The sequence below is a fragment of the Amycolatopsis sp. NPDC059657 genome (assembly GCF_042734395.1).
In the GTDB taxonomy this organism is placed as follows: domain Bacteria; phylum Actinomycetota; class Actinomycetes; order Mycobacteriales; family Pseudonocardiaceae; genus Amycolatopsis.
Map to the genome: position 1 here is coordinate 1 of NZ_JBHWEB010000201.1, position 10,427 is coordinate 10,427.

Sequence of the window (10,427 nt, forward strand, 5' to 3'; positions counted from 1 at the left end):
CGACACCACCAACACCGAGCCCGCCAATGCCACTACCAGCGACGGCACCAACAACCAGCACCCGATCACGAACTACAGCTGGAGTACTAACCGGCCGTACCACTCACGACCCCCGGGTGAACGGCTCCCGGTCCGGGACCGCGGGGCGTTATTCCTGGCCTATGACCTGGTCACAGCAGGTGTCTCCCGGCTGGTCACGATTCGCCGCGACGTCACCTGACTCGGGTTGTCGAGGCCATGCGGCTCTGCGACGATGCTTCCCCTGTCGCGACTAAGGAGCATTGTCATGGCTTCACGGCTCAACCCGTACATCGGTTTCGGCGGCAACGCGCGGGAGGCGATGGAGTTCTACAAGGAGGTCTTCGGCGGCACGCTGGTGCTGAACACCTTCGGCGACTTCGGTGACAAGGAAGCGCCCAACGCGAACAACATCATGCACGGCCAGCTCGAGACCGACGGCGGCTACACGATCATGGGCGCCGACACCGCGTCGGCCGGCGAGTACAAGCCGAGCGACACGATGTCCGTCAGCCTCAGTGGCGATGACGCGGACGAACTGCGCGGCTACTGGGAGAAGCTCTCGTCGGGCGGGACGATCACCGTGCCGATGGAGAAGCAGATGTGGGGCGACGAGTTCGGCATGTGCGCCGACCGCTTCGGCATCACCTGGATGGTCAACATCGTGGCCGCGCAGCAGGCGTGACCGCTGACCGGCGAGGGGCCTGATCTTGTTGGACACCAACGAGATCAGGCCCCTCCTTCAGCGAAAGAAGGACGTTCTCCACCTTTGGTGTAGGCGTGCCGGGTGAACCTGGCCACAGTGGCACGGACATGTGTGCGAACCACCCTTGTCACTCGTTCGGCGGTGTTTACATGACCACCCCGCCGGACGACGAAGGTGACACATGATCGGATTCGAAACTGACCTGCAGGACCTCAGGGATGCCAGCGGGCATCTCGGGGCCGCGGCCGACGCCGCCGCGCAGGCCCACGCCGGGGTGCGCAAGCTCGACATCCCGACTCCGCCGGAGAGCAGCGGGATCTTCGACATCGGCGCCATGATGCCGGTGTACAACGTCTTCGGGCGCTCGCTGGGCATGCCCGCGGTGTCGCAGGCCTTCGAGAAACACCGCGAGCAGATCCTCGACCTGATCGGGCAACTGCAGCAGAGCACCCGCGACACCAGCCACGCGCTGCTCACGGTCGCCGACATGTACGCGAAGGCCGAGGCCGACGCGCAGGCGAACCTGCACCGGGCCGCGCAGCGCTAGGGGGAGACGGATCATGGACGACGAGTATTTCGGCGCGCTCGACGAGGACGTGCAGACCCAGGGCTGGGGCAAGGACTCCCGCGAGGACCGGACCAAGCTCATGGAAGGCCTCGAAGGCGACATGCGCGAGGGCTGCGAGACGGCGCTGAACGCGCTGGAACGCCTGCGGTTCTCCGACATCATGTTCGGCGGCGACGAGTGGTACGACAAGGCGCAGAAGGACATCGTGGGTGTCTTCCACGAGTTCGACGACGCCGAGATCGAGAACGACGCCAAGGACAGCCTGCAGGGCATGATCAACGACCTCGACAAGGTCTGGCGCACGCTGCAGGACGACTCCAGGGCCGAGCTCGACCAGGCCGAGAAGCGGATGGAGTACTGGCGCGGCGAGGCGGCCAACACGGTGAAGGCCTACATCAAGGGCCTCGCGGACGCGTACACGCGGGTCGAGTCGAAGATCACCGTGCTCGAGGCCGACGTGGTCGCCGCACGCGAGGCGATCGCGTCGGCGCGTGAAGACCTCTGCACGCTCGCCAAGGCTTTCGACGAGCAGGCCGAGCAGTTCGTCAAGGATGCCAAAGAGGCCCATGACGCCAAGCTGTACAAGGTGTTCGCGGGTGCTTTCGCAGGCGCCATCGCCGGCCTGCTGACCGTCGCGACCGCCGGCGTGGCCGCGCCCGCGGGCGCCGCGATCTTCACCGCGGCCAACGGCGCGCTGGTCGCGGGCAACGCCGCCGGGTCGGCGATCGGCGCCGCGGTCGGGCTCATCGGTGAGCCGAGCGGCAAGAGCGGCATGGAGATGTACTCGAACTTCATGAAGAGCGTCGGCAAGATCCGCGACGCCGCAGCCGACGCGGCGGACACGCTCGCCGACCGCATCGGCAACGACATGAAGGACCTGCCGAGGATCCCGCCGCCCCCGGACGTCAGCCCCGGCGACAGCTTCGACCCGTCGAAGTTCGAGACCGACCGCACCTCGAAGGAGACCGAGAAGCGGGTCCGCGACTCGAACACCGACATCGCGCCGGACGGCAGGACGCACAGCGGGCCGATGGAACTGGGGACGCTGGACTAGATGACGGACAAGCGGAACCCCGCACCGCCGGCGAAGCCGGATCGCGCGGCCATGGTGGCCGCGCTTTCCGCGCTCTCCGTGGACTCGGCGTCCCCCGGCGGCGCGGTCGCCGTCTCGGTCAACACCGACGGGGTGATGACGAGCCTGCGGCTTTCGGACGCGGTCCGGTGGATGTCGCCGGACGAGATCGCGAACCTCGTGGTGCGCACCTACGTTGACGCGCAACGGAAATCGGCCGAGCGCACCGCCGAGCTGATGCGCCCGCTCGGCAACGCCGGGTACCTGGCGGACCGCCTGCGCTGGCGCCTGCAGTTCGAGCCCACGCCACAGGCGGCGGAGCGTCCCGAGCCGGTGCGCGCCGACAAGGCGGGAGCGATACTCAAGGACCGCTCCGACGAGAGCCCGCGGCCGGTGAACGCCGCGCCCGAGACGGACGAGGAGTGGTACGGCAAGGGTGTGCGTTTCGACCCGGCGTGGTGACCGGTTGGTGCCGATTCGATATCCGTAGGTAACCACCGGGCCCGTTCCCACGACTTCTTCACACGAGGGTGTGAAAGGGTGACGGCGATGAACTCTTCACGGGATTCGGACGAGGGCGCGGGCTGGTACAGCCCCGAGCCCGGCAAGTGGAAGGCCGATGTTCCGCCAGGCGCGAAGCCGAATTCGTGGCTGCGGCCGAAGACGTTGTGGCAGTCACGCAACGACATCATCGCCAAGTGGATCGACCCGGTCGACCAGGCACGTAAGCGCTGGGTCGAGCTCGCCAAGCCGACCGGCGGCGACTTCGTCGTCGACCGCGGCAAGGACACGGAGTTCTCGATGCTGGTCGTCGGTGACACCGGCGAGGGCGACGATTCGCAGTACGCCGTCGTACCGGCATTGCGCGCCCAGCCGGATGTCGACTTCGCCGTGATCTGCAGCGATGTCATTTATCCGACCGGCGACCTCGGCGATTACCACTACAAGTTCTTTCACCCGTACCGCGAGCTGGACTGGCCGTTCTACGCCATTCCCGGCAATCACGACTGGTACGACGGGCTGCGCGGGTTCATGCGCGTCTTCTGCGGCCTGGAGGACGCGGACCAGAAGCTCGATTTCGGCTCGGGCCCGCGCGCCTGGTTCGCCAGGAAGCTGTGGCGGCGCAACGGCAAGGTGACCGCCGAGCAGCTCGAAGAAGCCCGGCAGCTGAGGTCGAAGCCGCGCCAGACGAGCAGGCAGCCCGCGCCGTACTTCGCGATCGACAAGGGCCCGGTCCGGTTCGTCTGCATCGACACCGGCATCTGCGGCCTGATCGACGACGAGCAGCGCGCCTGGCTCGAGCGGGTGTCGCTGGAGAACGACCGCCCCAAGATCCTGCTCACCGGCAAGCCGATCTACGTCAACGGCAAGTACCGGCCCGGCGGCGTCGACGACATCGTGCGGAACCCCAAGGCGAACTACGTGCTCGCGATCGGCGGCGACACCCACAACTACCAGCGGTATCCGGTGCGGGTCGGCGATCGCGTGATCCAGTACGTGGTCAGCGGCGGCGGTGGCGCCTACCTGCACGCCACCCACTGGATCCCCGAGGTCGACGTCGCGGGCGTGACCGAGGCGGAGTTCAAGTGCTATCCGCTGCGCCGTGACTCGCTCGCCCGGTTCTCGCAGATCATCGACCGCAAGCTGCTGTTCGGCCTCGGCCTCGCGACGGTCGAGCCAGGTCAGGCGGCCGCGTACTTCGAACGGCACCGCGGCATCAACGCGCAGGCGGGACGTGAGAGCGACGCGAAGCTGCGCGGTTCCCAGCGGCTGAAGGCGCTGGCGCTGGGCCGGATCCGGTTCGGGCATCTCTTCCACCGCTACGGTTCGGAGCTCTTCGACTTCAACGAACCGCCGATGTTCAAGCACTTCCTGCGCCTGGACGTCCGCGCGGACGGCCTGACCCTGCACTGCGTCGGCGTGACCGGCAGCGCGGACACCGAGGGCACGCCGAGCATCGAAGACAAGGTCGACGTCAAGTGGTCGTGAGTGTTTTGACCGGTTAGAACCGGCCGTACCACTCACGACGCTTGAGCTGCGGGAATGACCTCGATGACCTCGTCGGCGATGACGGCCGCCGTCTCCAGATAGCGGTGGGCCAGTACCTGGAACACCTTCTCGGCGTGGATGGCAGGCCAGTCCGGGGTCAGCAGTTCGGCGGGCAGGTGGGGATCTTGGCGGACGAGCTGCAGCCAGTCCGAATGAAGGATGAGCTGCCGGGCGAGGTCGTCGGGCAACTCCGGTAGCGGGTGTTCGGTGTCCCAGCGTGCGATGAAGCTGCGGTAGCGCTCGGCGATGGTCTCGGTGTCGAACACGCGGTGCACGAGGTCGGCTGAGTCGGTCGGCTTCGCGTGCTGGGCGGTGAAGACGGTGACGTTGTCGCTGAGTTCGAGCCGGTCGGCGATGGCGGCGGCGTCGCGGATGCCCGGCGCGATCCACAAGCCGTTCTGCAGCAGGCCGAACCCGGCCCAGATCAGCTGGGAGCGGAGGTCGTGGCGGTCGCCGCGGCGGGTGTCGGGCAGTGAGAAGCCGACCAGAGTCCAGTTGCCGTCCCAGTCCCGGTTGACCGCGCCGGTCTGCCAGACCCGCCGTTCGCCGTCGCGCAGCACCCCGGTGGCGTGCGTGGTGAGTCCGAAGTAGACACGACGGCCCTGCTTGTGCCGTTCCAGCAGGCCGCGGCTGACCATCCGGGTCAGCGTCGACCGCACGGCCTCCTCCGAAACGCCGACCCGCGCGAAGACGTCGATCACGCTTCCCGAGTACACGGCCGTGTCGCGCCCGAGCAGGTACAGGCCGAGGAAGTTGAGCATCAGGGACTGCGGCCTCGCCGAAGCGGTGTCGTCGTGCGTCACACGGGCAGCCTAACCGCTCCCAGTGATGTTGGGCAGAGTCTGGACGTTCGTCACAAAAGTGCCGTATGTTGGGCGGCACGCGAACGGAAGGACACCTCATGGACTTGACGGGCAGGGTCGCCATCGTCACCGGGAGCGGCAGGGGGCTGGGGCGGGCGTACGCGCAGGCGCTCGCCAGGTCGGGCGCCGCGGTCGTGGTCAACGACGTGGACGCCGAAGCCGCCGCGCAGGTCGTCAAGGACATCGCCGAGTCCGGCGGGCGCGCGGTGGCCGTCGCCGCGCCGGTCGGCTCGGCCGAGACGGCGGATCGCCTGGTCGGCGCGGCCGTCGACGAGTTCGGCAGGCTCGACGTGCTGGTCACCAACGCGGGCATCCTGCGTGACAAGGTGCTGTGGAAGATGTCGGACGACGAGTTCGACGCGGTGATCGATGTGCACCTGCGTGGCACTTTCACCTGTGCCCGCGCCGCCGCGGTCCGCCTGCGTGAGCAGGGGACCGGCGGCACTCTCATCCTGATCTCCTCGCCCGCCGGTCAGCGCGGCAACTTCGGGCAGACGAACTACGCCGCCGCCAAGGCTGGCATCGTCGCGATGGCACGCACCTGGGCGCTGGAGCTGGCACGCGCGGAGATCACGGTCAACGCCGTCGTCCCCGTCGCCGCGACCGAGATGACCAAGACGATCCCGGCTTTCGCGGCGCATATCGAGGAAGCCGAGCGAACGGGCGGTCCGCTACCGGACTGGTTGCGCAAGGACGAGGGGCTCGGGACGGCCGAGGACGTCGCGTCGCTCATCGTCTACCTCGCCTCCGACGCCGCGCGAAGTGTCACCGGGCAAGCGATCGGCATCGGCGGTGACCGGCTCGCGCTCTGGTCGCATCCGCAGGAGAAAGCGGTCTCGTTCGCCGAGGGTGGCTGGTCGGCCGACTCGATCGCGGCCTCGTGGCACGCCGGCGTCGGCGCCGCTCCGGAAACCTATGGCATCCAGGCAGGGCGGGCATGAATCTCGACGAACTGGTCGCGATCGACGTGCACACCCACGTCGAGATCTCGAAGGACGGGCACGGCTCGCTGAGCCCGGAACTCCTTGGCGCGTCGGAAAAGTACTTCAGCGCGCAGGGGCACCGGCAGCCGACGATCGCCGAAACGGCCGAGTACTACCGCTCGCGGAAGATGGCGGCGGTGACGTTCACCGTGGACGCCGAGCACGCCACCGGGCATCCGCGGATCGCCAACGAAGAGATCGCCGAGACCTGCGCGGAGTACGCCGATGTGCTCATCCCGTTCGCGAGCGTCGACCCGTGGAAAGGCAAGGCGGGCGTTCGCGAGGCGCGGCGGCTCGTCGAGGACTACGGCATGCGCGGGTTCAAATTCCACCCGAGTGTGCAGGGCTTCGCGCCCAACGACCCGATGGCGTACCCGTTGTACGAGGTCATCGAGGAACTCGGCGTGCCCGCGTTGTTCCACACCGGACAGACGGGCATCGGTGCCGGTGTGCCGGGCGGCGGCGGTATCCGGCTCAAGTACTCGAACCCGATGCTCGTCGACGACGTCGCCGTCGACTTCCCCGAGCTGCGGATCATCCTCGCGCACCCGTCCTTCCCTTGGCAGGACGAAGCGTTGGCCGTCGCGACGCACAAGCCGTATGTCTACATCGACCTGTCCGGCTGGTCGCCGAAGTACTTCCCGCCGCAACTCGTCCGCTACGCGAACTCGTTGCTGCAGGACAAGGTGCTGTTCGGTTCCGACTATCCGGTGATCACCCCGGACCGCTGGCTCGCCGACTTCGAGAAGCTGGAGATCAAGCCCTCGGTCCGGCCCAAGATCCTCAAGCACAACGCGGCGGCACTGCTCGCACTCGACAAGCTGGAGCGGCCATGATCGCCGACGGGCTCGACGAAATCACCGCGCTGGCAGGGCGGGACCTCGGCCACACCGGCTGGCTGGAGATCACGCAGGACCGGATCACCACCTTCGCCGACGCGACGGACGACCACCAATGGATCCACGTCGACCCGGTCAAGGCCGCGGCGGGCCCGTTCGGCGCGACCGTCGCGCACGGGTATCTGACGCTCTCGCTGCTGATCCCGCTGTTCAACGAGCTGCTGGAGATCCGGGGCGTGCGGATGAGCGTCAACTACGGGCTGGAGAAGGTGCGCTTTCCCAGCCCGGTGCCGGTCGGCAGCAAGATCAGGCTGACAGGCACGGTCGTTTCGGTCGACGCGGTGAGCGGCGGCGGAGTCCAGATGGTGCTCGATTTCACCGTCGAGATCGACGGTGGGGAGAAGCCGGCGTGCGTCGCGCGCGCCGTGTACCGGCATTACGCCTGAATGCGAGTGTGGCCGATGAACGTCCAACTCCGCCGTGCGGTCGCGTCGAGCTTCCTCGGCAGCGTGATCGAGTACTACGACTTCCTGCTCTACGCCACCGCTTCGGCCGTGGTGTTCAACAAGGTCTTCTTCTCCTCGCTCGACCCGCTCGTGGCCACGGTCGCCAGCTTCGGGACCTTCGCCACCGGCTATCTCGCCCGTCCGCTCGGCGGTGTCCTTTTCGGACACTTCGGGGATCTGCTGGGGCGTAAGCGGATGCTCATGCTCACCATGACCTTGATGGGTGTGTCGAGCTTCCTGATCGGCGTGCTGCCGACGTACGCGCAGATCGGCGGCTGGGCGCCGGTCGGTCTCGTGGTGCTGCGGGTGGTGCAGGGCATCTCGGTCGGCGGCGAGTGGGGTGGCGCGGTCTTGATGTCCGCCGAGCACGCCACGTCGCGGCGCGGGCTGTGGGCGAGCTTCACCAACGCCGGTGCGCCGTGCGGGATGCTGCTGTCGACCGCGGCCATGACCGCGACCGCCTCGATCGTGGGTGAGCGCGCGTTCCTCGACTGGGGCTGGCGGGTGCCGTTCCTGCTGAGCGTCGCGCTGCTCGGCGTCGGGCTGTTCGTCCGGATGAAGGTCGAGGAGACCCCGGCTTTCCAAGCGGTGGAACAGGATCGGCGGCGGCTGCCGCTCGTCGAGGTGCTGCGGAACCACCCCAAGGTGCTGCTGCTCGGTGTCGGGGTCGGGCTGGCCGCGTTCGTCGCGCAGTCGACGCTGACGACTTTCGTGCTGGCGTACGGGGTGCAGGCCGGGCATCCGAGGCAGACCGTGCTCAACGCGTTGACGATCTCGTCCGCCTGCGCGGTCGTGGGCATCATCGGCTGGTCGGCACTGAGCGACCGGTTCGGCAGGCGGCCGATCGTGCTGCTCGGCGCTGTCGCGATGGCGGTGTTCGGGTTCGCGCTGTTCCCGATGGTGGACGCGCGGAGCACGCCGTTGCTGGTGCTCGCGCTGGTGCTGGGCCAGGGCGTGATCCATCCGATGATGTACGGGCCGCTGGCCGCGCTCTACACGGAGTTGTTCAGCACGGCGAACCGGTACACCGGCGCTTCGCTCGGGTATCAGCTCGCCGGGCTCGGCGCGGGCTTCGCCCCGCTGCTGTTCGCCGAGCTGCGGCGCGGCACCGGCGGCACGGCGGCGGTTTCGTACAGCCTCGCCGCGTTCTGCCTGCTCACCGTGCTGTGCGTGCTGGCGCTCAAGGAAACCAGCGGACGTGACCTCATGCCGGGGAAGGAGGCCGGCCTTGCGGAACATGGGACTCGGTAGCTGGCCGGCGCGGCGCGCGCGGATGTCGCCGGAGCGCACCGCGATGGTCTACTCGGGACAGTCGACGACCTATGCCGAACTGGCGGCTCGGGTTACCCGGCTTGCTTGGCAGCTCAGGAAAGCGGGGGTGGACCCGGGTGACCGGGTCGCCTATCTGGGGCCGAACCATCCGGCGTTCGTGGAGACGATGTTCGCCACCCACGTACTCGGCGGCGTGTTCGTGCCGCTGAACTTCCGGCTCACCGAGTCCGAAGTGGACCACATGCTCACCGGCTCCGGTGCGAAGCTGCTGGTCTCCGATCGCGAGTTCTCGTGCCCCACGATCCCGCTCGACGACTACGAAGACTGGGTGGCCGCGGGTTCGCCCGAGCCGATCGACGAACCGGTCGCCCTGGACGATCTCGCGCTGATCCTGTACACCTCGGGGACCACCGGCCGTCCCAAGGGCGCGATGCTCAGTCACGCCAACCTGCTGTGGAACACCGTCAACCTGCTGGCCGGGGTCGACGTCGCGAGCGACGAGGTCGCACTCGTGTCCGCGCCGCTGTTCCATGTCGCGGCGTTGACCCAGACGCTGCTGCCGACTGTCCTCAAAGGAGGCACGGCCGTGCTCACCGCTTCGTGGTACGTCGAGACCTGCTTCGATCTCATCGCGGAGCACCGGATTACCTGGATGTTCGGGGTGACCACGATGTACGCGGCGCTCGCACACTCACCGCGCTGGGCGACCGCGGACCTGACGTCGCTGCGCCGGTTGCTCTGCGGTGGCGCGGCCGTCCCGGAGAGCCTGATCCGGGAGTACCAGGACCGAGGATTGGTCTTCTGCCAAGGCTATGGCCTCACCGAGACCGCGCCGGGCGCGACTTTCCTGGAGGCGGCCGACAGCGTCCGCAAGGCCGGCTCGGCCGGAGTGCCGGTGTTCTTCGGCGACATCCGGATCATCCGCGCCGACGGCGGCGAAGCCGCGCCGGGCGAGCCGGGGGAGGTGCTGGTCCAAGGACCCAACGTCACGCCGGGCTATTGGCACGACCCGCAAGCCACCGCGTCCGCGCTGGCCGACGGCTGGTTCCACACCGGCGACGTCGCGAAACTCGACGACGAGGGCCACCTGTACATCGTCGACCGCCTCAAGGACATGTTCATCTCCGGCGGGGAGAACGTCTACCCGGCAGAGGTGGAAAAGGCGGCGGCCGGTCATCCTTCGGTGGAGGAGGTCGCGGTGGTCGGCGTGCCCGACGAGAAGTGGGGCGAGGTCGGGCGCGCGTTCGTGCGTTGCAGGCCCGGCGCCACGCTCACCCGCGACGAGCTGCGGTCCTACCTGCTCGGCAGACTCGCGAAGTACAAGATCCCGGTGCATGTGGACGTCGTGGACCAGTTGCCGCGCACCGGCTCCGGCAAAGTGCTGAAGTCGGCCTTACGACACCGCTGACCCGAGTCCCCAGCGCCGGTCCGCGTGAACGCCACTTTCACAACGCTGAACCTGGATCCACCGGTTGTTTTCTGGTGATCGTTTTCGTGGTTGCTGATCTTGTGGTGGTTGTGCGGGCAGGGGAATGTGGCCGGCGTTGCATC

General features: G+C 67.9%; 12 protein-coding genes. 11 read left to right on the forward strand and 1 reads right to left on the reverse strand.

Annotated features, from left to right (window positions below):
• The 6 genes from ACFV15_RS46445 to ACFV15_RS46470 all read left to right on the forward strand — a co-directional run.
• Nucleotides 1–220 (forward strand): hypothetical protein (locus ACFV15_RS46445; RefSeq protein WP_378359685.1); only part of this gene is annotated, 220 nt, incomplete at its 5' end.
• A 66-nt stretch (nucleotides 221–286) separates the two neighbouring features.
• Nucleotides 287–703: a VOC family protein gene (locus tag ACFV15_RS46450; RefSeq protein WP_378359687.1), complete on the forward strand. Its 417-nt coding sequence runs from the start codon at nucleotides 287–289 to the stop codon at nucleotides 701–703.
• A gap of 202 nt (nucleotides 704–905) precedes the next feature.
• Complete coding sequence (locus tag ACFV15_RS46455) at nucleotides 906–1,271, forward strand: hypothetical protein (protein WP_378359689.1); 366 nt, start codon at nucleotides 906–908, stop codon at nucleotides 1,269–1,271.
• A 13-nt stretch (nucleotides 1,272–1,284) separates the two neighbouring features.
• A complete protein-coding gene (locus tag ACFV15_RS46460; protein WP_378359691.1) occupies nucleotides 1,285–2,346 on the forward strand; it encodes a hypothetical protein in 1,062 nt (353 codons plus the stop codon).
• A complete protein-coding gene (locus tag ACFV15_RS46465; protein WP_378359692.1) occupies nucleotides 2,347–2,826 on the forward strand; it encodes a YbaB/EbfC family nucleoid-associated protein in 480 nt (159 codons plus the stop codon).
• Nucleotides 2,827–2,913: 87 nt separating this feature from the next.
• A complete protein-coding gene (locus ACFV15_RS46470; RefSeq protein ID WP_378359693.1) occupies nucleotides 2,914–4,353 on the forward strand; it encodes a metallophosphoesterase family protein in 1,440 nt (479 codons plus the stop codon).
• Nucleotides 4,354–4,385: 32 nt separating this feature from the next.
• On the opposite strand, the gene ACFV15_RS46475 is transcribed toward ACFV15_RS46470, so the two are convergent.
• Nucleotides 4,386–5,216 (reverse strand): PaaX family transcriptional regulator C-terminal domain-containing protein, encoded by an 831-nt coding sequence (locus ACFV15_RS46475; RefSeq protein ID WP_378359695.1) that lies wholly within the window; start codon nucleotides 5,214–5,216, stop codon nucleotides 4,386–4,388.
• Between the two features lie 98 nt (nucleotides 5,217–5,314).
• On the opposite strand from ACFV15_RS46475, the gene ACFV15_RS46480 reads away from it, so the two are divergent.
• The 5 genes from ACFV15_RS46480 to ACFV15_RS46500 are packed head-to-tail and all read left to right on the forward strand — an operon-like array spanning nucleotide 5,315 to nucleotide 10,284.
• Nucleotides 5,315–6,217 carry an SDR family NAD(P)-dependent oxidoreductase gene (locus ACFV15_RS46480; protein ID WP_378359697.1) on the forward strand — a complete coding sequence of 301 codons (903 nt, stop codon included), beginning with the start codon at nucleotides 5,315–5,317 and terminating at the stop codon, nucleotides 6,215–6,217.
• Nucleotides 6,214–7,095, forward strand: a complete 882-nt coding sequence (locus ACFV15_RS46485; RefSeq protein WP_378359698.1) for an amidohydrolase family protein — start codon at nucleotides 6,214–6,216, stop codon at nucleotides 7,093–7,095. The genes ACFV15_RS46480 and ACFV15_RS46485 overlap by 4 nt, the downstream gene beginning before the upstream one ends.
• The gene (locus ACFV15_RS46490; RefSeq protein ID WP_378359700.1) at nucleotides 7,092–7,544 is read left to right on the forward strand and encodes a MaoC family dehydratase; all 453 of its coding nucleotides are present in this window, start codon (nucleotides 7,092–7,094) and stop codon (nucleotides 7,542–7,544) included. Before ACFV15_RS46485 ends, ACFV15_RS46490 begins: the two co-directional genes overlap by 4 nt.
• 15 nt (nucleotides 7,545–7,559) lie before the next feature.
• Nucleotides 7,560–8,855: an MFS transporter gene (locus ACFV15_RS46495; protein WP_378359701.1), complete on the forward strand. Its 1,296-nt coding sequence runs from the start codon at nucleotides 7,560–7,562 to the stop codon at nucleotides 8,853–8,855.
• Entirely contained in the window at nucleotides 8,842–10,284 is a 1,443-nt protein-coding gene (locus ACFV15_RS46500; RefSeq protein WP_378359703.1) for a long-chain fatty acid--CoA ligase, read from the forward strand. Before ACFV15_RS46495 ends, ACFV15_RS46500 begins: the two co-directional genes overlap by 14 nt.
• Nucleotides 10,285–10,427: the final 143 nt, after the last annotated feature.